The sequence below is a fragment of the Lacinutrix sp. YIN62 genome (assembly GCF_057219185.1).
In genome coordinates this window covers 1-25387 of record NZ_JBXVVH010000022.1, presented here as the reverse complement: position 1 = coordinate 25387, position 25387 = coordinate 1, and the positions used below count along the sequence as shown (strand labels likewise).

The 25387-nt window shown below is 32.5% G+C and carries 17 protein-coding genes and 1 pseudogene; 14 read left to right on the top strand and 4 right to left on the bottom strand.

The window, feature by feature from the left end:
* Positions 1 to 47: 47 nt before the first annotated feature.
* Positions 48 to 704, bottom strand: coding sequence for a toxin-antitoxin system YwqK family antitoxin (locus AC2D8I_RS13560; protein WP_484706560.1), 657 nt, complete (start codon positions 702 to 704; stop codon positions 48 to 50).
* A gap of 319 nt (positions 705 to 1023) precedes the next feature.
* Between AC2D8I_RS13560 and AC2D8I_RS13555 the strand changes: the two genes are divergently transcribed.
* The 6 genes from AC2D8I_RS13555 (at position 1024) to AC2D8I_RS13530 (ending at position 18691) form a co-directional block, all read left to right on the top strand.
* The gene (locus tag AC2D8I_RS13555) at positions 1024 to 2019 is read left to right on the top strand and encodes a hypothetical protein (protein ID WP_484706559.1); all 996 of its coding nucleotides are present in this window, start codon (positions 1024 to 1026) and stop codon (positions 2017 to 2019) included.
* Between the two features lie 909 nt (positions 2020 to 2928).
* Positions 2929 to 4125: a hypothetical protein gene (locus AC2D8I_RS13550; RefSeq protein ID WP_484706558.1), complete on the top strand. Its 1197-nt coding sequence runs from the start codon at positions 2929 to 2931 to the stop codon at positions 4123 to 4125.
* Between the two features lie 613 nt (positions 4126 to 4738).
* The gene (locus AC2D8I_RS13545) at positions 4739 to 5380 is read left to right on the top strand and encodes a hypothetical protein (protein WP_484706557.1); all 642 of its coding nucleotides are present in this window, start codon (positions 4739 to 4741) and stop codon (positions 5378 to 5380) included.
* A 16-nt stretch (positions 5381 to 5396) separates the two neighbouring features.
* On the top strand, positions 5397 to 5954 hold the full coding sequence (locus AC2D8I_RS13540) for a hypothetical protein (RefSeq protein ID WP_484706556.1): 558 nt from the start codon (positions 5397 to 5399) through the stop codon (positions 5952 to 5954).
* Positions 5955 to 5966: 12 nt separating this feature from the next.
* Positions 5967 to 14795 carry a LamG-like jellyroll fold domain-containing protein gene (locus tag AC2D8I_RS13535; RefSeq protein WP_484706555.1) on the top strand — a complete coding sequence of 2943 codons (8829 nt, stop codon included), beginning with the start codon at positions 5967 to 5969 and terminating at the stop codon, positions 14793 to 14795.
* 1424 nt (positions 14796 to 16219) lie between these two features.
* Entirely contained in the window at positions 16220 to 18691 is a 2472-nt protein-coding gene (locus tag AC2D8I_RS13530; RefSeq protein ID WP_484706554.1) for a collagen-binding domain-containing protein, read from the top strand.
* 188 nt (positions 18692 to 18879) lie between these two features.
* Here AC2D8I_RS13530 and AC2D8I_RS13525 read toward each other — a convergent pair whose 3' ends face one another.
* Positions 18880 to 19113 carry a LytR/AlgR family response regulator transcription factor gene (locus AC2D8I_RS13525; RefSeq protein ID WP_484706594.1) on the bottom strand — a complete coding sequence of 78 codons (234 nt, stop codon included), beginning with the start codon at positions 19111 to 19113 and terminating at the stop codon, positions 18880 to 18882.
* Between the two features lie 329 nt (positions 19114 to 19442).
* Between AC2D8I_RS13525 and AC2D8I_RS13520 the strand changes: the two genes are divergently transcribed.
* The 6 genes from AC2D8I_RS13520 to AC2D8I_RS13495 all read left to right on the top strand — a co-directional run bounded on the left by AC2D8I_RS13520 (position 19443) and on the right by AC2D8I_RS13495 (position 23397).
* Positions 19443 to 20378: an RHS repeat-associated core domain-containing protein gene (locus tag AC2D8I_RS13520; protein WP_484706553.1), complete on the top strand. Its 936-nt coding sequence runs from the start codon at positions 19443 to 19445 to the stop codon at positions 20376 to 20378.
* Positions 20379 to 20813, top strand: a complete 435-nt coding sequence (locus AC2D8I_RS13515; RefSeq protein WP_484706552.1) for a hypothetical protein — start codon at positions 20379 to 20381, stop codon at positions 20811 to 20813. It begins immediately after the preceding gene.
* 308 nt (positions 20814 to 21121) lie between these two features.
* Entirely contained in the window at positions 21122 to 22084 is a 963-nt protein-coding gene (locus AC2D8I_RS13510; RefSeq protein ID WP_484706551.1) for an RHS repeat-associated core domain-containing protein, read from the top strand.
* On the top strand, positions 22074 to 22880 hold the full coding sequence (locus AC2D8I_RS13505; RefSeq protein WP_484706550.1) for a hypothetical protein: 807 nt from the start codon (positions 22074 to 22076) through the stop codon (positions 22878 to 22880). The genes AC2D8I_RS13510 and AC2D8I_RS13505 overlap by 11 nt, the downstream gene beginning before the upstream one ends.
* Before the next feature lie 24 nt (positions 22881 to 22904).
* A complete protein-coding gene (locus AC2D8I_RS13500) occupies positions 22905 to 23057 on the top strand; it encodes a hypothetical protein (RefSeq protein ID WP_484706549.1) in 153 nt (50 codons plus the stop codon).
* A gap of 4 nt (positions 23058 to 23061) precedes the next feature.
* The gene (locus AC2D8I_RS13495) at positions 23062 to 23397 is read left to right on the top strand and encodes a cytochrome c oxidase assembly factor Coa1 family protein (protein WP_484706548.1); all 336 of its coding nucleotides are present in this window, start codon (positions 23062 to 23064) and stop codon (positions 23395 to 23397) included.
* 14 nt (positions 23398 to 23411) lie between these two features.
* Here AC2D8I_RS13495 and AC2D8I_RS13490 read toward each other — a convergent pair whose 3' ends face one another.
* Together AC2D8I_RS13490 and AC2D8I_RS13485 are read right to left on the bottom strand one after the other, a co-directional pair.
* Positions 23412 to 23534, bottom strand: a complete 123-nt coding sequence (locus AC2D8I_RS13490; RefSeq protein WP_484706547.1) for a hypothetical protein — start codon at positions 23532 to 23534, stop codon at positions 23412 to 23414.
* A gap of 181 nt (positions 23535 to 23715) precedes the next feature.
* Positions 23716 to 23841, bottom strand: a complete 126-nt coding sequence (locus AC2D8I_RS13485) for a hypothetical protein (protein ID WP_484706546.1) — start codon at positions 23839 to 23841, stop codon at positions 23716 to 23718.
* A 145-nt stretch (positions 23842 to 23986) separates the two neighbouring features.
* On the opposite strand from AC2D8I_RS13485, the gene AC2D8I_RS13480 reads away from it, so the two are divergent.
* Together AC2D8I_RS13480 and AC2D8I_RS13475 are read left to right on the top strand one after the other, a co-directional pair.
* Positions 23987 to 24184: a hypothetical protein gene (locus AC2D8I_RS13480; protein ID WP_484706545.1), complete on the top strand. Its 198-nt coding sequence runs from the start codon at positions 23987 to 23989 to the stop codon at positions 24182 to 24184.
* Positions 24185 to 24186: 2 nt separating this feature from the next.
* Positions 24187 to 24942 (top strand): annotated as a pseudogene (locus AC2D8I_RS13475) (hypothetical protein); the annotation flags it as partial.
* Positions 24943 to 25387: the final 445 nt, after the last annotated feature.

Below are 25387 nucleotides of genomic sequence, written 5' to 3'. Positions count from 1 at the left end.
GTTTATGTGTTTTTATATTATGAAATTACGAGGCATTGAAAAAAATATTAATAGCTATTCTTTTTTTGTTTATGGTTTTTTTCTTTTTTAGAACGGGGCCTTCTTTTTAAATCTTTTTTATTTTCTTTGGTTAGGCTGTCCTTCTTTTTAAAAATTTTTTTGAGAAAGGATTCTTTATCTGACTTCTCCTTTTTTATAAAGACAACTCCTTTTTTATAAAAGGTAGTATCTTTAGTTTTTACATTAATCCAAGCACCGACTTTGTTGCCTTTTTTGTATTCCCCTTTTTCTATAATATGGCCAATAGAATCGTAAGACTTATAATAGCCTTTTTTTACTCCTTTAGTCCAATTTAGAACCTCTTTTAATTGACCGTTTTGGAACCATTTTTTCCAAAGGCCATCTTTTAAACCATAGATAAAATGACCTTGTTCTGCTAATTGATTGGATTTGTAGAATTTAGAATAGGATTTATGTAATAAAAAACCTCCAGCACCGAACTCAGAATTATGAATTTTACCAGATTTAAACCAATAGTATTGCTTTTCTTTTTTAAAAGAAGAAACTTTTTTTAGAGAAACATAACATTCTACATCGTAATTACCGTTTCTAAATGTTTTTTTTTGAAGATCGTCATTTTCTGAATAAAAAATATTTGAAAAAAATAAAAAACTAAAAAATAATAATAGAGTTGATTTTAACATTAGGGCTTAATTTCGTGTAAATATAGTTTAAATAAATAGTTCAAAATGAATTAAAAAGCTATGTTTTAATTTATATAACTAAAAAACATAGACATTGGATACTTTGTAGGGCTTTTTTATGTGGCTATTATTATTATTATTATTATTATTATTATTATGAAATTTAACGTAATATTTACTTAGTTTCAAATTTTTAATGCTTGGTTAAGCATATATGAGCTGTTTGTTTAACTGAAAAAAAGCATAGACTCATTGATTTTTTTTGACTTCAGAATTTGAACCTTATATTTTTATTTAAAACTATTAAATAAATAAATTTATGAGAACAAAACCCAAAACACTCTCGTTAATGCTTTTAACAGCATTACTGCTTTTAACAGCCTGCTCACCTAATAATTCAGAAGCTAGTTATATCCCTGTACCAGATACAATTACTTTTAATCCTGTCTTGTCAGATTATAATATTTACCAAGGTGATATTAATAATTTAATGCCAACTGATGGTTATGAGCTTATAGAGCTAGCATCGCCCCTTTTTGTAAATTATTCAGAAAAACAACGCTTGGTAAAACTACCAGAAAGCACCCAAATGACGAAAGTTGATAATGGTATTCCTAACTTTCCTAATGGAACAATTTTAGTAAAAACGTTTTACTATTATAAAGATAAGCGTAACCCAGAATTAGGAAAAAAAGTTATAGAAACCCGATTGTTAATTAAAGAAGCAGATATGTGGAATGTTGCTACTTATGTATGGAATGCAGCTCAAACTGAAGCAAGTTTAGAGCTTAATGGCGTGAATAAAAATATTACTTGGATTGATGCAAATGGTAATAATAAATCTGTGAAATATGAAGTGCCAACGCAGCAGGATTGTACGACTTGTCATCAAGTAAATTCTAAGATAAAGCCCATAGGTCCTAAATTAACGAATATGAATATAGAGGTTATAAGAAACGGAGCAACCGTAAACCAATTACAGCATTTTCAATCATTAGGTTTAATGGAAAACTTTAATCATGCTCAAATACCAACGTTACCAGATTATCGCTCTTCAACATATACAATTGCAGAAAGAGGAAGAGCGTATTTTGAAATGAATTGTGCGCATTGTCATAATCCAGAAGGACTTCCTAAAGCAGCTAGAAAGGGGTACGATTTTAGATATACTACACCTTTATCTCAAACAAGAATATCAGAAAAGAAAGGTAAGATTAGTAATGTTATTGGTAGTGGACGAATGCCATGGATTGGAACAACCACTTTGGATGTAGAAGGTTATGCAGTAGTACAACAGTATTTAAATAGTTTATAAGTTAAGTATTAAAGAAATAACTAATTGTAATATACTATTTTAGATAAAAACGAGTATCAATTAATTTTAATAGATTCTATTTTAAGAAAAGAACGAATATCGTAATGATTTTTTTTAATTGATGCTTGATTTTTAGGTTATTATGTTTATAATTGCAAAAAAAAATAAAAAAATAATATTTTTTGAAATTTTAATGAAAATAGAACGACTTAAGCGTTAAATAAAAATAGAACCCCTTGAAAAATCAAACCCCTTTAAAATCCGCACATTATTTTTTATATGAAAAATTATTTATGCCATTCATTATTACGATAATGAGGTGTATGAGTTATCTAGAATTAAAATAATGTTTTCCTTTATATAATTCCTGAATTATACTGCTTATTGATTAGAAAGTAAATAAAATTCTTATTTATAAAGGAATGGTATGTCTTGTTTTAATCTTTAGGGATATGTGTAAAACACTTGCTTTTTTATGAGGTATGAGTAGAATTATGTTTAAAAATAAATAATTAACTGCAAAAATGATAAAAATGACAACAAAAACGTTAATACGATTTTATTAGCCTTTAGAGCCCTCAATAATGAGTGTTTAGGCTCTAAATTATAAAAAAAAACAGAACCTCTTAAAACCTCGTAAATTACTTTTCTATTAAAAAAATATTTATGCTATTCACTATTTAGATAATGAGTAGCCTATTCTTAGGCTAAGAATTGAAGTAATGTTTCCCCTTACATAACTCCTAAATTATATTCATTGACTTAAAATAAATAAACACCTTGTTTATAAGGACTATTTATGCCTTTTTTTAAGCTTCTTAATAAGGTGTAATGCGTTTGTTTCTAGTGATGTAGTGTAAATATGTATTAAAAACGTAAAAACAATTATTAATAACAAAAATGACAAAAATGACAACAAAAATTAAATTAACAACCCTCTTTTTATTGGTGTTAGGAACTCAGTTAATGGATGCTCAGGCTCCTAATTATGAGTTTTGGTCCAATGCAACTACGTCGCTATGGGCAAATAGAGATAATAGTGCACATCATGAGTATATTAAGTTTAATATTGGAGATCGGCAAGTTGGTAAAATGGATAATAATACCTTTTTTTTCGATGGAAGAACCAATGGTTTAAATCCAGTAGGAACCCATGCTAATTTTGCTACGAACCGAGGACTCAGTCTTATAGCAAATCTCGATTATGGAAACGAGATACATCAACAATCTATATATATGAAAGTAAGAGTCCCAGGAGCAGAACATGATGTAGCAGTTTTTAGACCGAATAATATAGATTTAAAGAAAGATGTATATATGCGTGGTAATTTAGGTATTAATAATACGGTACCAACAGAAAGAATTCACGTATCAAATGGAAACATACGTGTAGACAATGGACAATATCAAAGTTGGGGACCATTAGTATTACGTCCAAACTCAGACAATATAGGAGGAGATGATTATACTTCTTTTATGAACAGTGACAATATTGAAACGGTTAGAATACAAAGAGGACAAATACGATTAATTACAGTTGGAGGTACAGGAAGTGAAGTGCATTCTACAGGAGGCCTTGTTTTACGACCAGACATCGAAAACAATGGTGGTGATGATTTTGTATCCTTTAGAAATACCCAAAATGTTGAGCAAACAAGAATCCAAGATGGTACAGTTACCACGCATATTGGCTCTTATACAGATGCTTCCGGAGAAGAACAAACACGTATAGAAAATGGAACCATTACTACCAATAGAGTGGTTTTAAATGTAGGATCATTTCCCGATTATGTGTTCGATAACGACTATAATTTAATGCCCTTAAACGAAGTGGCCGAGTATATTAAGCAAAACAAGCATTTACCCAATATGCCATCAGAAGTAGAAGTGGTTGCTAATGGTATGAGTATTGGTCAAATTAACACCATTTTAGTTGAAAAAGTAGAGGAATTAACATTACATACGATTAACCAGCAAAATACAATAGATGCACTAAGTGCTAATGCTATTATTCAAGATAATAAAATAAAAATGTTATTAAAGGAGTTGGAATCGTTGAAATCTGTTTTAAATACAACCCTAAACAAAGTAAATAAATCTTTATAAAGAATAAATCTTTATAAAGAATGAAACTATGTTAAAATTATGATAAAACTATATTAGTTTTATGTTAATAACTAGGCGTTTCGAATAGTATAAAAAGGACGGTTATTGTTTCTTAAGTAAAATGAAAAATGTGGGGCTTCTCTAGGGTATTAAACATTTAATATAATAAAAATATATCCAAGGTACTATATGTGACTTAAACGACATAGAAAATAAGCGATAAATTATCTGTTTGAAAGGCACTATATTTAATTGAAATTTAATCTGTTTTTTTATAAAAATTTAAATATTTATTAAGTGAATCCCTTAAATGCAGCTTTGAAAAAGAAATTCTTTAAAATTCGTACTATACTTTCTTAGACAAAAGAATATATTAATTCAATTCATTGTTTTAATAATAATGGATAGTCTTAAAAGTAACATTTATCCGAATGTATTAGCTAATAGTATTTCTAGATTTAGGTAATAAATAAAATTCTTATTTATAAGGGATATCTATATCCTATTTTAAGCTTTTAATAAAAAGATATAAATCATTTTTAAAGATGTAAAGGGGAGACTATATCTAAATTAGAATATTGAAAAATAATTATTAATAATAAAAATAATACCAATGATGAAAACAATAACAAAGATCAAATTAGTAGCGCTATTTTCATTAGCAATAGGAGCACAATTAGCAGGGGCTCAGGATGACTTTATTTTAACGGGGTCATCACCTGATGATAATGATATTAATTTGGATAACGGAAGACAATATCAAAATGAAGGTGTTTTAGTATTGCGTTCTGGTTTAGATAAAAAACCAGATGAAGACTTTATATCCTTCAGAAATGGAGATAATGATGAAATTGCTAAAATCGATAATGGAACCCTTACAATTAACATAGGTTCTTTTACTAATGTTTCAGGGGTTGAAACCACACGCATAGAAAATGGAACCATTACTACCGGTAGAGTGGTTTTAAATGTAGGATCATTTCCCGATTATGTGTTCGATAGCGATTATAATTTAATGCCATTAAGCGAAGTGGCCCAGTATATTAAGCAAAACAAGCATTTGCCCAATATGCCATCAGAAGCAGAAGTGGTTGCTAATGGTATGAGTATTGGCCAAATTAATACGCTTTTAGTAGAAAAAGTAGAAGAATTAACGCTGCATACGATTAACCAAGACGAAAAAATAGAAATGCTGATAAAGAAGCTGGAAGCAATGAAATCTACTTTAGAATCAGTAATAGAAAATAATAATTAAACATTTTACATAAATTATGAAAAAACATATCATACTATGCATTTTATTATGCATAGCCGGGATAAGCATGTCCAATGCTCAAGAGACCGAACTCTTTCGGTTTGTAAGTATGCAATTAAATGCTAACGGAGAAAAACAAGTCTTGCATCATAACCTAGAAACTCATCAAGCAAATGCAATTCCGCTTTCAAATGAGACTTTTAATACTGAAGATGGCTATTTACAAGCCTTCATTCTTAAGCGTGTAAATCCTGGGAAAGTTCTTATTGTTTCCGCAAAACAAAGCACTCATTTTTTAAAAAGAAATCCATCAACCGGACTCTGCGTGTTTAGCCCAATAGAAAGTAATGAAACGTTAGCAAACTATACCTGGGAAATAGAGTTTTCAGGAAATAACTCTAATGAAGTCGTGTTACGGAGTACAGCAGCAAATCAGCATGGCCTTTCTATTTCTACAGAGGGCAATGTTAGAGTCCAAACCTTAACTAATACCTTAGGTCAAGCCTTAAATAATGGTGGAATCGTAGGCGATATGTATCGCTTTACAATGGCACGTATTACAAATGTATTTTAAAAACGAAATAGGATGAAAAATACTATAAAAGAAATTATAAACAAAGCTTTAGTGTTAGTATTACTATGTTTTAGTATACTAAGTACTGCACAAAATAGCCCTGGGATTTTACGAATTTTAGGCGCCAATAATTATACAAGTCACTTCGATACCCAAACAAAGTTAAGTACCGACTTAATTAATAACGGAAATGTGGGGCATGCTACCATAGAATTTTGGGCCAAAGCAATGCCAGAAACAATGGGAGCTAATTATAGTCCATGGCATCTTTCTAACTTAATAAAAGGGAGTAATGGGTTTGCTTTTACAGTTAGTCGAGAGCAATTAGAGGTTACAATAGGAAATGTACAAGTTCCTATTGCTTTAGATGGACAAGATTATCTGTTTAGTAACCAATGGAATCATTTTGCATTGGTTTTTAATACCGCAGCAAGCACTATTGGCGTTTTTGTTAATGGTGTAGAACGTGGGCTGTTACCCTACACAAATATTACTCCAGAAAATTTGTATATGACGATTTCATCGCCAAACGATGAATTGTATATTACTGAATATAGAGCCTGGAATCATTTGCGTTCTAGAGGACAAATACAAGATAGTCAATACCGCTCATTGTATAACGCTACGCAAACGTCTTTAGAAGTTTTTTATGATCAAGGTTTGGTGATTGCTTATACTAATGATGATTTTGAAGAGGAGTCTATAAGTGATTATTTACCAGAATTAAGCCGAATTTCATGGAACAATGCCATGCAAGTATTATCGGCAGACAATATTACTACAGAAGCATCCTATATTACAAGTAACTATACGGGAGGTGTGGGGCTGTCTCAAATACGAAACAACTTGGATCACCCTATTTTTGAATTATCAGAAATTTTATTAACGGCTTCCGATGGCGATGGCGCAACATCAGAAATTTCAGGTGGAAGAAATGGGGTGTATCTAAAATGGCCACATATAAAAAATGTAGCATCCTACAGAGTCCTAAGGAGAAATATAGAAAGTGCAGGAGAACCTATACTTTTAGAAACCATAAACGATGTGGTTAATAATATCATATCTGTGGATATGACCTTTTTTGATGCAGGGGGCTTACCTAATGAGTTGTATGAATATAGCGTAGAACCTGTTTTTGAAGATGGGACTACAGGTAATGCAGGTAAAGATAAAGGTTTTGTATTTGCGAATGGGAGAGTAGAAGGAGTAATAGAAACAGCACTACCTGTAGTCGCAACACAAAATGCTAAAGTTGTAGCTATTCCAGCATCAGAGGCGGTTAGCCTTCCTGGTAGCGCCTTACACTTTAATACTGGTTCAAGTCCAATTATAATGGAAGGTGTAGAAGATTTTAGAGAAGCTAATTTAGAAGGAATGGTAGAGTTTTGGTATAAAACACCAAGCCTAGCATCAGCTAGTAATACTATTTTTAAGTTAGGTACTTCAGAGATCCGATTAGACCAAAATACGATAAATGTACAGCTTAATGGTAGTACTTATATTTCTGCAGACCGCGCTAATGATACAGCATGGCATCATTATGCTTTTATTTATGGCCCTAATGGTGGTAAATTGTATGTTGATGGCGGGATAGCGCCTACAGGAGCAGAAACAGAAGACAAGCCTAATAGTGAGGTCAGTACTCCATTTTTAGTGAATTTGGGAGTGGTTTCTACATTTTCATTAAACAATACAGTAAATACGCCTTATTATTTGGATGAAATTCGTTTATGGAAAGGAGTAAAAACGACTTTAGATGTTAGGCGATTTAATGAGCATATTGTGTCAAATAATAACGAGGCAGCAAGCCTTATAGCTTATTATCGTTTGGATTTAGAAGATTCAAATCAAATTTATAACCAAGCACCAGCAACCATTGGTCGCTTAACTGGAAATAGTGAAGATGAATTGATTCATTTGTCAGCTTCAGAGCAGCCAGAGATTAGCTATGCAACTTATACAAATTCCGATGGGCGTTATAGCTTTAACTCTATAAATACAGGAGCAGAAGGTGATGCATTAGAATATCGCGTAGAGCCTTCTAAACTTAATTATAAGTTTATGCCAGAAAACAAGGTTGTTGAACTCGATAGAATATTACAAACAATCCCAGTAGAGGCAAGTTTTACAGATGTCTCTGCGATACCTGTTTCTGGGCGTATTGTTTACCGAGAAGTAGATCCTAGCGCAGTAGGTGGTTATGCACTTTATCCTTCATTAATAGGTACAGGAATAGAATTAGACGGGGTACTTGTAAATGGTGCAGGCTCTAATTCAGGAGTAACTACAGATGCCGATGGGGTGTATGCGATAACAGCATCTCCGGGGAAGCATACTTTTGGAGTCTCTAGTCAGGTGTCATCAGGAGATTCGAATTCCGAAGATAATACCGTGTTAGATCTTAGAAGTTTAGATTTTGATGGAGCAACAGGCTATGCTGTTTCTAATACGTCTATAGCAGTTACTAATGGACATGGATTTACTTGGTCTGGTTTTGTAAATCCAGATGTAGTCGTCGATCCCAATGCTGAAATACCAGAAAATCAAACTATTTTGCATTGGGGAGCGTTGAGGCTAGAGCTTAGAAATAACAACCGCTTGCAAGTAGTTGTTAATGGCGTAGCTACGACATTGTTTGCTAATTTAGATCCTAATAGATCGCAATATGATTTCTTTGCAATCTCTGTAGATCCTGAAAATGCGACCATTGGATTTTTAGTAAATAATAATTATAGTACGGATGTTTTATCTTCTGGATTAGCTATAGATTCTAAATTTTATGTAGGTGCGCGATATGTTAATGAAACAGATGTTTCTTTTGATAATTTTTCAAGAGCAAATGTAGATATATTGGAATATAGAGATATAGCTTATAACTTAAGTCAATTGCATGCTATAAGAGATGGTAATGTTATTACTGAAGATAATGAATATTTAAAACTGTCTTATAACTTTGAGCAGTTACGAGGCACTAAAGCAATAAGCTTAGTTGTAGATAAAAATTCCAATGAAAATAATTATTTACAATTAGAAGAAGGAGCTTATTTTAGTGAAGAATCGTCATCGGTATATCGTAGAAACTTTGCGTTTGACTATCGTGTACTAAATGAACGTTATATCCCAGAAGGTGGCGAGAACGATACAACTTATAGTTTTCCTATAGTCGAAGCGGTATCGAGTTTGAATTTTGAAAACCTAACCCGTCGATCTTTTATAGGAAATATAGTGGTGCCTTGTAATAGTGATGTTGGCGGTTGGACGGGAACCATAACCCGAACAGATATTGCTTTTCCAACTTATAAAGTAGATATCGATGCGACTCATTTTAATGCCGAAGGGTCTGTGTTTACTATAAATGATTTACTGCCAGGTCAGTATCGTGTAGCCTTAACAAACCAAGAATCAGGACGTCAATTACCGTCGTCAACAATTGATTTAAGATCAAGGAATAATACGTTTGATTTTGCGTATAGAAATGATATTAAGGTAAAAACGACTCTTTATCGTTATACTGTTGCAGAAGCTGAAGCAGGAGTTGAGTTAACAGAAGCCGAATTAAATGAACGTCTTATTTCAGCGACTTGTGGCCCAGAAGAAGATATTTATAATATCCCAGCAGGAACAGGGGTATTGATTTCAGTTGAGGTGTTTGAACGTTATGGAGATGGAGATTGTCAAGTTTCAGATGCTGTTGTAGATCTGTCTGGAGATATGATTGCGGTCGCTATGAATAATACTACGAATGCTTTAGGAAAAGCCAATTTTGTTGTAAATTTAGGAGCTCCTAATTTTTTAGGCGATTTATTAAGAGGCTTAAATATAACAGTTGGACATAGTATAGGTTCTCAAAACAGAACTGCAAATGATAATATTTCAGCTTATTTAACAGGTGCACGCCGTTCCAATTCCGATTTTACTTTAGTGCAACCTACGATAGGTTTTGTATTACATGATCCACCAGGCGATGGGAGTACTGCAACTCTAGAAAGAGGGAGTAGCTATTCTTATAACACTTCTGTAGATAGAGAGTTGAGTACAGTTGCAGGGTTTACTGGAACTCCAGCAGGGATCTCAACAGATGTAAGAATGATAACTTTAGTTTTAGCCGCTCCATTAGGTGTTGGTACAGCTATAGGAACCTCTACTCAAATTATAGAGTCAAGTACTAGTCCAGAAATTTCTAATAATACAACATATACGTATACAAGATCAACGGGAGGTGGTACAAATGTTAGTTTAAACCAAAGTATTACAACCCCTGGTTTTGATGATTATGTGGGGCAAGATGCCGATGTATTTATTGGGACTTCACAAGTACTAACCTTTGGTACCGGAAGTAGCTTAGAAGTAACCGACTGTATTGCTAGTGTTAAAGCAGAGAATAGAGTGATGACTGCAGAAATTCAAACACCATTCGTCTTTACCAGACAACAAATACAAGATGAGACAATCCCAGACCTACAACGTTTGTTAATTGTAAGACATGACGAACTTTATCCACCTACTCAAGAAGAAATAGATGCTCGTAGTTCTTTAGATTTAGGAGGAACTATAGCAGGATTTAATATTGATATAGCATCTGAAGATACCGATAAAACTCTAGGGAATTATCTTTATGAAATAGATAATTGGCAACAAATCATTAAACGAAAGAGTAGAGAAGAATTGGAGGCACTTTTTAATACAGCACCAGGTTTTTCAGATACAACAAGTGATTTAGTTTCAAACGATCAAAGTATTGGGTCTTCAGTAACACAATTAGATGAAGAGATTGCTTATAGTGCGGGACCGAGTGTAAGTTATGCTTTAACAAGAGAGACCAGTATGAGTGAGCAAATAGGACATAGTGGAACGAACGTGCTTTCTGGAGGATTTAGTACAAGTCATTCTATTTTTGGTTTTGAATTTGGTTTAAGAACAGAACTTAGTATATCTGGAACACGCGGTAGTGTAACAGCAACAGGAACGACCAATGGAAGAGTCGATAGCTTTACTCTACAGGATGATGATGCTGGCGATCAATTTAATGTGAGAATACGAAGAGACCCTTTGTATGATACGCCCATGTTTTTTACTACAGCAGGCCAAAGTATGTGTCCTTTTGAATCTGGTACAGTACCACGTCAAGGTGTAGAAATAACAGCTGATAGAACCGTAGGATATGGTACAGGGGATGAATCTATATTGTATAATTTAACCTTGAGAAACACGCAGATTTCAGCCGATAATACACCAAAACGCTATATTGTAGCTATGGACGGCGCTTCCAATCCTTTAGGAGCTATTGTACTCTTAAACGAGTCTCCAATTTTTGAGCCAGGAACAGCCTCTCCATTTACTTTTGCATTGGATGGCGGATCAGATGTCGGCGTACGTCGTGAAATTTTAGCGAAATTACGAATCGCTCGAGGTACAGATGCGCCTTCAGATATTTCTTTTGAAGATATAGGAATAAGAATCTATGCCGAATGTGAATTCGAAGGGTTTAATCACTTATATCGAGAAGATGAATATGCAGAAGTAGGTGTTGTCCCATTTCAAGAAATAAAGGTAACAGCACATTTTTCTGGAGCATGTATCGAGGAGATTATACCAAGTCAGCCTCAAGAGGATTGGGTGGTAAATAATACCGATAATAACCAATTAGACTTTAGATTTAGAATACCAGAAGTATCTAATGAAACAGCTCCAGAAGGATTTACAGTAGATATTGAATATGCTATAGACGGAAATAACGAACCAGCAATATTAGAATCGATACGCTTAGCAGATTTAACGGCTAATCTGCAAAATGATGGCTTTATTACCTATAGTGCCGATGTTTCAGCATTAACAGATGGCGTGTATCGTTTTAGAGTCACTCCAGTATGTGATGATGGCGGAGCAGGTATTCCAGCAAGCCGAATGAACCCAACACCATTTGTAAGTGGCCGAATAGCAAGGAATGCGCCAACGCTTGTGAGTACGAATCCTGTCTCAGGAGGTATTCTTACAGACCAGACCATCTCAGCGACATTTACAAGCGCTATAAACCCTGTAACCGCAACCAATAGTACTATTTCATTACGTGGAATATTAGGCGGCTTGCCCAAGGAATTGGTCTCTGCAGAGTTAACAGAAGTTGCCGATGAAATAAGCATCCCTCACCAATCACAATTTGATATTTCAGGGGCTTTTACCATAGAAATGTGGATGCAACCGTCAGGGTTTCCTTCTTCTCAAAATGTGCCTATTATTAAAAAAGGCGAGAATTATGAAGTTGCATTAACGCCTTCAGGACGTATATTGGTCAATGGATCAACCTTGTCTAATGTTTCAGTGCAACCATTTGTATGGACTCATGTTGCTGCCGTTTATGATGGGGCAAATACCATTCAGATTTATTATAATGGTTCGCCTGTAGGATCGGCTACATATAATGGAATTACAACAAATACACAGGCTATAACAATTGCTTCACCTGTAAATGGGGAGTCGTATACTGGATTATTAGACGAATTACGTCTTTGGACAGATGTTAGGTCTGTATTGGAAATCTCAACGAATATGGATAAGTACCTTATCGGAAATGAAACCGATTTATTAGCTTATTATGTCTTTGATGATAATGGCATAGAAGGCATAGGTGGAGATATTCAAGACTATACGGAAAATTCTGTAGGTACTACAGCTAATGGGTTGAGTTTTGTTGTAGGAGAAAATGCTGCACCATTGGATAATACTAAAATAGTGCAAGATTTGCAATTTACAACAACAGCTTCTCAAGGCAATACAGTATTGAACATCTTACCTGTATTTTCCAATTTAGAATTAGAAGGGGCACAGTTAACAGCTACGTTAAGTGCAAACAAGTTAGAAGATCCCGCAGGGAATCGTATTGCAGGAAGCTCTTGGAGTTTTATTGTGAATAGAAATACAATTGCTTGGAGTCAAAATAATATTCGTGTAGCACAGGAGCAAGGAACAGCAACTATTATAAACACTATAGATTTAGTTAATGAAACAGGAGGTATTGATGTCAATTATAATTTTGTAGGCTTACCTGCATGGCTTTCTGTTGTAGAAGGTGCTAATCAAAATGAGGTTAATACAATAAATGCTACCCATACCAATAGTAATATTGAATTTGAGGTCGCTGCCTTTTTAAATAATGGAATCCATACAGCGAATGTAAATATTGAAACTTTTAATGCAGAGACAGGAACACCTTTAGGAGTAGAAACTTTTACGGTAGAAGTAGATGTTACTTGTGCAGCACCAGCGTATGATGCTTTTAATCAAAATGCCTACTTAGGAAGCATGAGTTTTGTTGGTAAATTAATGATTGATGATGCACAGTCTATAGATACTAGTGATGCTATAGGGGTTTACTTAGATGGAGAATTAAGAGGCACTACTAATGTAGGAATGGATGGCTTGGTTCATCTTACTGTTTTTGGTAATATAACAGATAATGGAGCGTTAAGCTTTAAAGTATGGGATGCTTCTGAGTGTACCGAATACCAAGGCATTATAGAACGCTATACTTTTGCATTAGATGGCTTAGAAGGCTCTAATGCGAATCCTGTGTCTTTTACCGTAGGCGAGCGTCTATCTCGTAGAATATCATTGGTACCAGGCTTCCAGGAAATTAGTTTTAATGTAACAGATAATGCAATGTCTTATGACTTATCATTAAATGCCTTGGAAGGGTTGCTCGCAAACGATGTTATTACAGATAGGGAAAACCTTTCTATGACAGCAACTGCTAATGCAGATGGTACTTTTAGCGGAACATTAACAGTATTAGATGTAAGAAAAGCTTATTTAATTCAATCGATGTCTACAAAGAATACAATGTTAACGGTTTCAGGAGTTCCTGTAGCGATCACTACAGATATTGCTATTGAAGGTTCAAATATTTTAAATGCAATTCCTTTTTACCCTAATGAGTTACAGCGTACTAAATATGCATTGCGTTCCCTTAATGCAACATCTGTAGGTGAAGGCGATCGTATAGAACGTAGAAACTTATTTGCGATATACAGTATAGAAAATGGATGGGAAGGAAGTTTAACGCACCTTACGCCAGGTTTAGGATATATTTATAGAGCGAATAATTCAGGAATATTGAATTATAGTGGCATTGCAGGAGCGGGAGTATCAGCTAGAGGAGCAGTGGTGGCAGAACGCGAAATATTGGCTGAAAAAGCTTATAAAGAAAAAGCAGCCCAGATAGGCTGGGAGGTCGATGTAAATGCTTATCCAACCTTTATGTATGTAAATGCAATATTAGAGAGCGAAGCTATTGACGAAACGAAGTCATATAGTATAGCGGCTTTTGTAGATGGCGAGATTAGAGGTATCGCTAAACCAGAATTAATTGATGGGCAATACCATTATTATTTAGGAATAGGAGGCGCAAATGCAGAAGACGTACATTTTAAATTATTTGATGGAGAACAAGTCTTAGATTTAGATAATAAGGAACAGTACCAAAGCGATGCATACATTGGAACAATGAAAGCGCCTTATAAGCTTAGATTAACTGAGGCTGTATCTGAATCTTCAGGAATAATATCACAAAGAGGCTATGTCTTATCGCAAAATGTACCTAATCCACTATTAGATCGAACTCAGATTAAATTTAGTGTGCCCAAAAGTACATTTGTAGAGATTGTTCTATATAATATTTGGGGGCAAAAAGTACATACTTTTATTTCAGAAAAAGTGAAAGGAGAAGTTGTGCATACGATAGACTGGGATGGGACTGTAAATAGTAGACCTTTGAGTAGTGGTGTATACATTTATATGCTAACAGCAGACAATCAGAAATTACATAAAAAACTTATGGTTAGATAAGCCATTATTTTATGTTCTTATAATAAAAAGGCTGTCCAAAATGGACAGCTTTTTTTATAAGATGAGGTTAGTATATAATTTTAGTTATAATTAATAAAATGGTTTTTGTGACTCATTATTTAAATTGTTAAAGATGATGACTATCAAATTATAAAAAGATAGATGTTATTTATTATTCTATGCATAATTAGGTATGATAACTTGTTTTAAAAGGTTGTAGGGAAAGTACTTTTATGGATAACTAAGACTTAATCTAAAAACTCTAAAAAATATTGTTAGTTTAAAGTTAATATAATTATAAGGGTTGGTAGAAAAAACGAGTCTTCCTGAACGGGGTATCTCTTTTTTTGCTATTAAAAGTATTCGTAAAACTTAGATTTTTATTCTTACTTTATGTTGAATTTGAATTTCACATTATGATTTGTAGTTAAAAAAGCATTTTATAGTCAAAAATAAATAAATAAACATTAAAAAAACATCGTTTAAAAGCTGTTTTTTTTAATATTTTTTTAACATTTATTGTTAATTAAATGTTAAAATTATTTATTTAAGAATTGTACTAATTTCTATTGAGGCGATTATACTTAACGTAGGAAAGGAAAGTCTTACAAATAGTTATAACTAATTAACGCGCTTAGACTTTGCGATTTAACTTTAATAAAAATTAATCTGATAAAAATTTTAGACATTATATTTTATAAGCTATTTGAATCGTTAATCTTTTGATTCTTAATTAGCTTTTTTTAGCGTTATATGGTATTGATATTGAGTGTGATAATTGCTAATAACGAAGTTCGCTTATTAAGTTTAAAAGCAATTATGAAAGTGTTAATTATGTTTTTTACAGAAGATGTGACTTATTGTACATAACATAAGACGCTATCATTTTGTCTCATAAATGCAATACCTTTATACTAGGTTAGAGTATAGGAAAATACTAGTCCCTTTCTATAAAACGAAACCATTTAAAAAAATAATAACGATAATAACAATATGAAAACAATTTCCCTTGCCGTTAGGTATTTTTCAGTTTTTATGCATTTATATTTTCATAGAACCAAGAACTTTTTCGGTGAATAAAATATGATTTATTAATCTCCTAATATCAAATAACTAAAAAGAAGAGATATCTTATAAACAAGAAACAATAACGCTATTTTTATTAATGGTAAGCAATACCATTACATTAAATATTGAGACTCAATTTTATTGCGTTATGTTAAGCAATGTTTAAAAGATTTACTATTTAGAATTAAAAAATATATATAATTAATTTTTTAAATATTTATTAATGTAAAAATTATACACTAATAAGTCTATATAAAGTTACGCTACTCAAGCTCAATCATATAATATAACTAATCCCTATAATTAAGTTGTTTTATTATATAAAGCCTCACAATTTTAAGATAATACAATAAATTATGAAAAACATAACAAATTATAAGTCTACTTTTTTAGGTAGCAAACAATATAACAAAGCTTATAAAGCTTTCTTGCTAGTGCTAGTATTACTTGCAAGTGGAATTACTTCTGCGCAGAGTACTTCTGAATGTGATGACCCTTTAGCATTAGCATTGGGGTATAATATATTTATAGAGAATAATGTAACCTTGACAGCTGGAGATTCTGAAGGGCCTTTAGCTTTAGGAAATGATCTTGATATAAATGGAATTTTTATTGCTGCTACCCAAAGTGCTGGAGCTAATTTTTTTGCGCCTAATAAGGCTTTAGGGTTAGTTATAGGGGGGAGAATTCTTTATGGAACAGGAGAAGGGTTAATGTTAAATAACGGGTATGCTGCTCTTGGGAATGCTCAAAACTCAACAATACACACTGTAGATGGCAATGGAACTCCAGTAAATACACGTATTACTTCTGGATCTTATGAAGCGATCCCTCGTGTTCAATTAGTAGAAATGCAATCAGCAGCATCTATTTTAGGAAATCAAAACATTGACTTTGCTTCAAGATTCGTTGGATTAAGAGGGGTTTCATCAAGGTTAGGTGCGCTTCCAGCAACGACTACATTAGGTGCTAATAATACTATTACATTAACTGCTAATACTGTTAATGTTTTAAATGTAAACGCGAGTTCATTAAATAGTGATTTTACGTTTACAAGAAAGCCAAATAAAGCGACACCCTTAATTATTAATGTAAATGCTGCAAGTTCATTTGCTTGGAATGTGCCAAATTTAGCAGGAATTGCAGATCAAGAAGGGGCTTTTATTATTTGGAATTTCTACAATAATGCTTCAACAATTACTTTAAATGGAGGTGGTACTGTTATTGGTAGTATTTTAGCTCCGAATGCAGATATTGTAAAAAATTCGTCAGGGAATATTAATGGTCAAGTTATCGCTGTGAATTATACTCATGGTAATGGAGAGTTACATAGTCATTCTTTTGATGCTTGTATAGTAACAGAATGTGAATTAGAAATTGCAATTAATGCTAGTGCAAGTGTGATAGACTGTGATATGGAATCTGTTAATTTAACAGCATCGGTTGTAGGAGAAACTAATTGCGACACTCTTGAATATTTATGGTCTAATGGGGCAACAACTCCATCTATAACTGTTTCTAAAGGTGGAACATACTCTGTTACAGTTACAGGTTGTGATGATTGTGAAGATTCAGCATCCATTTGCATAGGACAAAATGGGAACCCATTAGATATAGCATTAGGTTATGATATTTTTGTAAAAGGTGATGCTTCTTTAGGAGGCGGAGATACAGAAGGACCTGTAGCTGTAGGTAATAACTTAACAATAAACGGAACATTTACTGTAGCAAGTCAAACAGCAGGAACATATACTATTCCTGGTGCTAGTCAGCCTATCGCATTATTGGTTAATGGAAGAGTGATATACCAATCTGGAGAAGGTCTTTTTATTCCTAACGGATATTTGAATATAGGAAACCTTCAAGGGACTACAATTCATAATCGAGACAGTAACAATGCGCTAGTTAATACACGTACAACTGCTGGTGCTTATGATTTAATGCCTAGAATTCAATTGTCAACACAACAACCTCTTGCCACAATTAATCAAAAGTCGGTTGATTTTGATGCAGCCTTTACAGAGCTAGAGCAATTGTCTTCAAGGTTTAGTACTTTGTCAAGTAATATACAATTAGGCGCTAATAATACAGTAACGTTAATTCCAGGGACAACAAATGTTTTAAATATAAGTGGAAGTGCTTTAAATAGTGATTTTGCGTTTACAACGAAACCAAATGCGAGTACACCATTAATTATTAATGTAGATGCTCAAAACTCAGTGTCTTGGAGTGTACCAAACTTTGCTGGTATAGGAAGTGAAGAGGGAGCTTTCATTATTTGGAACTTTTACAATGCTTCAACACTTACATTAACTGGAGGAGGTTCAGTAACAGGAAGTATTTTAGCTCCTAATGTAAATATTACAAAAAATTCATCAGGTAATATAGATGGGCAAATTATAGGAGCTAGTTACAACCATATTCAAGGCGAAGCTCATAATAGATCTTTTAATGCATGTATCGTAATAAGTTCTTGTCCAGGTGCTAGTGCTCGTGTGGTAGTAAGAAGTACTAAAGTAGATGCTAAAGTAGAGGAAGAAGCTCCAGCTAAATCAGAAGCAGTAAACATAGTAGTATATCCTACATATCTTAATAAGTCTGAAACTTTAAATATTAAAGCAGAAGGATTTATGGCTAATGGAAATGCTGAAATTTCTATTTATGATTTTTCAGGAGTAAGATTAGGTAGAACTTACAATGAATCTTTATCTGATGCTAAAAGCGTTAAAATAAATCTAAGTGCTTTTAAACTTAGAAGTCAAGAGACATACTTTGTTAAAATAAGAACATCTAATGGTACTATAGTTAAAAGAATAGTTATAAAATAAAAACGTATAGAAAATAACTTGACTAATTTGTGATTATTGAGTAGCATAACTTTGGTTAGATATTTTAAAGTCTCTTTGAATTTATTTCAAAGAGGCTTTTTTTATTACGTTTATATTTAATAATAGTATTGGTTTTAGATTAGGTGTTTTCTTAACTAGGAGCGATTTATAATTAAATATGGTGAGTTTTAATATTGTTCTAATTGTTTTAATACTTCTTTTTTATAACTTCTACTAATAGGTAAAGCCGTTTTGTTTATTGTGATGTGTTCATTGGTAAACGAAGTTATATTTTTTATAGAAATAACGAAGGATCGGTGAATTCTTAAAAACTGTTGTTTGGGTAACTTAGCTTCAATACTACTTATCGTTTCGCGTGTAACTATCGTTTTGGACTTGCAACAAAAAGTTGGACAATTAATTGCGAAATTTAAGCCACTACATTTTGGTTTTACATTTCTAATTCAAATTCGCTAATTTGTAATTAGTGGCGGTAATGATAAGAAATAAAGATAAGAGCCAGTTACAGAAAAGTAGCTGGATTTTTTATGTGTTATTATTAGAAAGTCTACTTGTCACATAGTTTAGCATCAATTTAGAACAAACCATAACCCTTAGTTCACCGAGTATAGAAGGCGAAATAAACAGTTTTAACCATGATCCCCAAAAATATGATGCGTATTGGTATCATAGTGATCATTTAGGCAGTTCTTCGTACATTAGCAATCGTAATGGAGTCGTAACGCAACATATGGAATATTTACCTTTTGGAGAAACCTTAGTTGAAGAGCACCAAAACGCTTACAATACCCCATATAAGTTTAATGGCAAGGAATTGGATGATGAAATCGAGGATCGAGCATATGACTTTAGGGAGATTCGGCGAAGCCAAACTGGTAACTATTATTATGGTGCTAGATACTACAATCCTAAATGGAGTACTTGGTTAAGTGTGGATCCATTAGCGGAGAAGTTTGCAAGCTGGTCACCATACAACTACGCTTACAATAACCCAATAAATTTTGTGGACCCAGATGGTCGTGAAAATATTCCAGCATTAATTTGGGCAATGAAGAATATGGCGAATAAAGGAATTCCTTTTGCTACTTGGTATGGAGGAAATGGCGGTTGGAGATTTAATAAAGGTAAAGTTCCTACAGAAACTGTTTGTTATGAAAGTTGTTGGACATCTTATATGAATGGAGCTGATGCTTCTACAATGAGTACTTTAAAAACAGGGTTTTCAACAAAAAGTGGTGGTTTTAAAGGTCGTTCTCACGATACAGGAGGAATGAATTGGTTTAAAGAAGGTGATGGTACAGATAGAAGTTTCGTTACAGATATTGCTAAAGGAGAATTAGGAGATATTGTTTTTATGGGAGAAGTTGGAGATATGCAAGGACACGCAGTTCTTTTAGCAAGTGATATAACAAAAGGAACAACAGAGATTGATGGAAAAGAAGTAAATACTATGTCTTTTTATGTTATGACTACAAGTTCAGATTCAGATTCAGGAAATTATGGAGGAGAACAAATAACTTGGACGCAAGGTGAAGATGGAAAATGGACTGGTAGTCACGGTGGATATGAGTTTAAAGGTTATGGTCAAATGAATAATGTGCAAGGAACAGAAGCTCAAAGACAAGAAGTGAAAACACTTGTTGATGAAGTTAAAAAAGGAAACTAAATGAATAAGATATTTTATTTAATATGTATATGTTGCCTGTGCTTATCTTGTGTTAGCTCAAAAATAGATAATAATTGTGGGGTTTTAAGCAACACTGTTTTAAATACTATAGAACAAGATTTTTTTGATGTTTATAGGGAAAAAGGAAAACTGAGCGTAATAATAAAAAGTGAAGAAAAGCTGTTGGAAGCTCAGAATTGCTCAAAAATAAAGAATGTAAAATTCGATACTATTAGCAAGACATCTCGATATATTAAATTAGAGGAGTATCGATATGTAGGGGATTTAGTTAGATTACAATTTAGTTGTTATAATGAAATTGAAGAACCTTATAATATTTTATATTCAACTTCCTATTTTGTTCAAAAGGATAAAACCTTAATCCTAAATAAAAAAAGTAGTCCGTACATAGATACTTTACAAGTTAAAAGATAAGATGAAAAACCACTCTTCGGAGTGGTTTTTTTATGCTTTTAAAACTTCGCTTTTCCATCCAATAAATCTTTCATTCTTTTTTTGGTAAGCATCGAATTTATAATCTTAATCAAAGCATTTTTTCATATTCATCTAATTGATTAATAAGCATTAGTTGTTCCATCGCTAGGCTATAAGGTTTCGCTACTGCTAAACTTAACTTGTTAACACTAAGAGTAATAAGCAAGAAGAATCAGGTGTTATAAATTTGTGATCATTTAGGCAGTTCTTCGTACATTAGCAATCGTAATGGAGTCGTAACACAGCATATGGAGTATTTACCTTTTGGCGAAACCTTAGTTGAAGAGCACCAAAACTCTTACAATACCCCATATAAGTTTAATGGCAAGGAATTGGATGATGAAATCGAGGATCGAGCATGTGACTTTAGGGAGATTCGGCGAAGCCAAACTGGTAACTATTATTATGGTGCTAGATACTACAATCCTAAATGGAGTACTTGGTTAAGTGTGGATCCGTTGGTGGAAGAGATGCCAAGCTGGTCGCCGTACAATTATGGCTTTAATAATCCAGTTATGTATACAGACCCTACTGGGATGGCTCCTGAGAGTTTACATTGGATTCCCAATGTAGACGAAAATGGAACAGTTACGTATATAGCCGAGAAAGGAGATAATGCAGCTACATTAAAATCACAGTATGGTTTGAAAGAAGGTCAAGCGGAACAAATAATAGGGAATAAAAAGATTGAAACTGGTGATGTTATTTCTGGAGAAGAGGTAGCTGGTGTTACTGGAAATGAAGTTTTAAAACTTCATTTAGGAGATAAAGAAACTACAGATGAAGATATTGCATACCAAATGTTATTTTCTATAAGAAATGAAAATATTATAGATCAAGGTTGGGATGATTATGTAAATGAGGGGCTTGCGGATTATACTGTAAATGGGCATGACTATTTTATAGGTTTAAATGAAGCTTCTGCTAGTGGAGCAAGTGGTTCTTTTGATGGATTTAGTACAGGTAATGCTAATATTAATATAAACGGGTTTAATGTGTCATTGACAGTTACTTATGGTAAAAGTGGAGATGGTAGATATTCAAGTTTTTCAGCAGGTAGAGAACAGTATTACAAAGGAAAAACAAGATTAGATTTTTTACATCCAGATGCATATGACAAAAGGCAAAGACAACCTTTTGCAATTATAAATTTAAGAGGCTCACATAGTGACATTGATGTAGTACGTAAATATATAAAAAATGAAAACTAAAAATACGATATTCTTTTTGTTGTTAATTTTATTATTTAATTGTGAAAGTAATAAAGAAATTTTACTTAATGATGATATGATTATTCTTTCGGAAGAGGTAAGTAATGCGATTGATGCCTATTATCTTGATAATTTAAAACTGCCTTATTCTTTGAGTTATTTATCAGAATATTATTCAGACCCTATGACTAATAATTTATTAAAAGAAATAGAAGTTAATTCTATAATAAAATATATTCCTTTAAATATTGAGTCCAATATGGCTGAGTATTATTTGGTGGCAACAAAAAAAAGTAAAAGAGAAATTAATACTGAAGGTTTTTTAACTAAATTAAAAAGTGTTTGCGAATTTCAAAGAGAAAAAAAAGGAGATATCATTTTAAATTATAATTCAACGTATTTAATTTCTAAAGAAAGAAAAACACTTAGCTTACAAGAAGCCCAAATTCCATATTGGAGAAAAAAAATGTTTTTTAATATATCATTTATTTTAGAAGCCTCAAATGTGAGTTTTTTGGACAAAGAATTAAAATTTATAGTACATATAGATTCTTTTAATATAGAAGGGGAGTTTTTTAATTTAAAAACTAAAAAACGTATTATGGAAAAAATAAGTCAAGGAGAAAGGTTGAATTTACATGGATTAAAAGTCAATGATTCAACTATTGATAATATAAAACTAGTTGATGTAACCATTAATTATAGTGAGAGAGAACGAAAAAAAATAATTGGAGAATATTATAATGAAATTGGAGAATTAAAAATACTACCAAATAGGAGAGGATGTAAAATATAATAATAATACACCTCCCCGTATTCTATGATTTTAAAGATATTCAACATAGATATAGAGGTAGTAAGGCAAGTAATGGTAAAAGAAGATAAAGTTGTTATTTTGGGATGTAATACTTTAATAGAAGATATGGAAAAATATAAGTTATTGTTTTTAGACATTGGAGCTTCGATAAATTAAAGAAATGACTAAAAAATTTATAAAAGTAGGAGGTTACAGTATTTTAGTATTTATAATCTTATTTTCTGTTTCATGGATAATATCTGTATTAAAAATTTCTAATTCTGATGCATATCATTTTGCTGTAGATCAAATATCTAAAAATGAAAAAGTAATTGATCGAATTGGTAAAATAAAAGAGTTTGATAAGTTTCCTTATGGTAGATTAAGGAAGAAAGAGGCACAGATAGAAACTGATGTAGTTGGGGAAAAAGGGAAGGCAAGAGTAATTTTGCAAATGGAAAGAATTTCTGATAGTATATGGGAAGTAAATAATTTCTATTTTAAAGAATTAGATTAAATGAAAGTGTTTTTTTATGTAATGGCTACATTTGCTTTTGTTTTTTGTATAGCATCTGTTATTAAAGTGCTATTTGTTGATAAAATAAATATTATAAATATTTTTTTAGGCTTTGTTGGATTATTATTTTTTTTCATTTTTTTCATTATTTTTTATAAAATTGGAAAGTATTTTGAAGATAAGGAAGATAACCTCCCCTGATGGCGTTAGTTTGTCAAAGTAACAGCTAGGATTTCCTAGTGGTATTGTGTAGTAAGTAAAAAGAGTAAAATAATAAAGAGAAGCCTTTACATTAGTTTGTAAGGGCTTTTTATGTGTTTAAAACGTAGCCTTTCCATCCAATAAATCTTTCATTCTTTTTTTGGTAAGCATCGAATTTATAATCTTAATCAAAGCATTTTTTTCATCTTCATCTAATTGATTAATAAGCATTAGTTGTTCCATCGCTAGGCTATAAGGTGTCGCTACTGCTAAACTTAACTTGTTAACACTAAGAGTAATAAACAAGAAAAATCAGATGTTATAAATTTGTGGTCATTTAGGCAGTTCTTCGTACATTGGTAATCGTAATGGAGTCGTAACGCAACATATGGAATATTTACCTTTTGGCGAAACCTTAGTTGAAGAGCACCAAAACGCTTACAATACCCCATATAAGTTTAATGGCAAGGAATTGGATGATGAAATCGAGGATCGAGCATATGACTTTAGGGAGATTCGGCGAAGCCAAACGGTAACTATTATTATGGTGCTAGATACTACAATCCTAAATGGAGTACTTGGTTAAGTGTAGACCCGTTAGCGGAGAAAATGCCGAGTTGGAGTTCTTATAATTATGCGTTCTCGAATCCTATAAATTATACTGACCCTACTGGAATGGCACCAGAATGGGTTCCTGATAGCAATGGTAATCTAATTGCAGAGAAAAATGATAATGCAAAAACACTATCTGAAAATTACGGTATTTCTATGGATGATGCCAATAAAATGGTTTCAGGATTGGAAAAAGATGGAAGTGGTAATGTAAAAGCTGGACAAACTTTGAAAATGGACAATGTTTTTTCACAATCAATAAAATCTTCTTACGGCGATTTTAGTATGGATAATCCTTTTGGCAGAATTGACCCTAAAGATAACTACAGTTGTTTTACGTCTTGTGATAGAGGTACTGCTGGTGAAACTATCAGAAATCCTGAAGGAAATGGCACTAATCATATTGAATTCGATGGGATATTGCGAAATGAATCAACACCAACTGATGTAAATAATCTAGTTCCTAGAAGTTCTATTGCTAGATTTGTTTATCGTAATGGTTCTGCTCGTCACGGAGCTGTTTATTACGGAAAAAGCAATGACGGTACTAAATATTTTTATACTAAAGATGGTGTAGATGCTGCACCTCGAATAACAACTCTAAATTCAATAATTAGTAATTATGGAAAACCAAAAGGACTTAAAGTTCAAAAAGATTTTATTGGAAGAATTAAAGATTGGTGGAACGATGCGCCTGCTACTTATGAGTCTGGTTTTTATACTCGTAACTAGTTGTTCTACTAACCAAAAGGAGAGCATTGAATTTAAATGCAAAAATAATTCAATAGTTTTAGATAAAAACGAATATCAAATAACTAAACATAAAAAGTATATTGAATTAAAAATATTGACAGAATCTAAATTAGATTTAATTAGAGAATTAATGGAATGCTCAATAATTTTAAATTTAGATAATAAAAGACATCTTGTTAAAGCTTTAAACACTTTTGAATCAAGAGTGCCTAAAGGTTGTGATTATTTTTTTACTGAATACGACAATGGGTGCATAGTTATTCAAGACGAACAAATTTTCATAAGATCAATAGATATATAATTTTTTTAGTATAAAATCGGCAGTATCTCATAAACTGTGTAAGTTTAAAAATCTCGGGGTTTAATTCACCCTCGAGATTTTTTTATTTATTAACTTTAACACATTTATGAAACCAGAAGATTT

Excerpts from the sequence above, each read along its gene's own strand:
- AC2D8I_RS13480 (WP_484706545.1), top strand. The coding sequence starts at position 23,987 with ATGGAATATTTACCTTTTGGCGAAACCTTAGTTGAAGAGCACCAAAAC.
- AC2D8I_RS13530 (WP_484706554.1), top strand. The coding sequence starts at position 16,220 with ATGAAAAACATAACAAATTATAAGTCTACTTTTTTAGGTAGCAAACAA.
- AC2D8I_RS13520 (WP_484706553.1), top strand. The coding sequence starts at position 19,443 with ATGGAATATTTACCTTTTGGAGAAACCTTAGTTGAAGAGCACCAAAAC.
- AC2D8I_RS13510 (WP_484706551.1), top strand. The coding sequence starts at position 21,122 with ATGGAGTATTTACCTTTTGGCGAAACCTTAGTTGAAGAGCACCAAAAC.
- AC2D8I_RS13545 (WP_484706557.1), top strand. The coding sequence starts at position 4,739 with ATGATGAAAACAATAACAAAGATCAAATTAGTAGCGCTATTTTCATTA.
- AC2D8I_RS13500 (WP_484706549.1), top strand. The coding sequence starts at position 22,905 with ATGATTTTAAAGATATTCAACATAGATATAGAGGTAGTAAGGCAAGTA.
- AC2D8I_RS13550 (WP_484706558.1), top strand. The coding sequence starts at position 2,929 with ATGACAACAAAAATTAAATTAACAACCCTCTTTTTATTGGTGTTAGGA.
- AC2D8I_RS13495 (WP_484706548.1), top strand. The coding sequence starts at position 23,062 with ATGACTAAAAAATTTATAAAAGTAGGAGGTTACAGTATTTTAGTATTT.
- AC2D8I_RS13515 (WP_484706552.1), top strand. The coding sequence starts at position 20,379 with ATGAATAAGATATTTTATTTAATATGTATATGTTGCCTGTGCTTATCT.
- AC2D8I_RS13560 (WP_484706560.1), bottom strand. The coding sequence starts at position 704 with ATGTTAAAATCAACTCTATTATTATTTTTTAGTTTTTTATTTTTTTCA.
- AC2D8I_RS13485 (WP_484706546.1), bottom strand. The coding sequence starts at position 23,841 with ATGGAACAACTAATGCTTATTAATCAATTAGATGAAGATGAAAAAAAT.
- AC2D8I_RS13490 (WP_484706547.1), bottom strand. The coding sequence starts at position 23,534 with ATGAAAAAAAATAATAATCCAACAAAGCCTAAAAAAATATTTATAATA.
- AC2D8I_RS13540 (WP_484706556.1), top strand. The coding sequence starts at position 5,397 with ATGAAAAAACATATCATACTATGCATTTTATTATGCATAGCCGGGATA.
- AC2D8I_RS13535 (WP_484706555.1), top strand. The coding sequence starts at position 5,967 with ATGAAAAATACTATAAAAGAAATTATAAACAAAGCTTTAGTGTTAGTA.
- AC2D8I_RS13555 (WP_484706559.1), top strand. The coding sequence starts at position 1,024 with ATGAGAACAAAACCCAAAACACTCTCGTTAATGCTTTTAACAGCATTA.
- AC2D8I_RS13505 (WP_484706550.1), top strand. The coding sequence starts at position 22,074 with ATGAAAACTAAAAATACGATATTCTTTTTGTTGTTAATTTTATTATTT.